Genomic DNA, 270 nt, shown 5'->3' with positions numbered 1-270 from the left:
CGTACGCGTCATGGTGGCGGCGATCGGCTTGGCGTCGGTGGTGGTCAGCGTGCGTGCGATCAGCAATTCGACCCACGAGAACATGAAGCAGAAGAAGCAGGCCACACCGATGCCGCTCGCGATCAGCGGCATGAAGATCTTTACGAAGAAGCGCGGGAAGGAATAGCCGTCGATGTAGGCGGTCTCGTCGATCTCCTTCGGCACGCCCGACATGAAGCCCTCGAGAATCCACACCGCCAGCGGAACGTTGAACAGGCAATGCGCCAGCGC

General features: G+C 61.1%; 1 protein-coding gene. It reads right to left on the bottom strand.

The features are described 5' to 3' along the window. The coding region (locus X744_RS0139515) for an ABC transporter permease subunit (RefSeq protein ID WP_031261663.1) at positions 1–270 on the bottom strand (270 nt) is incomplete at both ends.

Origin of the sequence: Mesorhizobium sp. LNHC252B00 (genome assembly GCF_000502955.1) — a bacterium.
Lineage (GTDB): Bacteria > Pseudomonadota > Alphaproteobacteria > Rhizobiales > Rhizobiaceae > Mesorhizobium.
The sequence above is the reverse complement of the archived record's forward strand: the minus strand, read 5'-3'. Positions and strand labels throughout refer to the sequence as shown.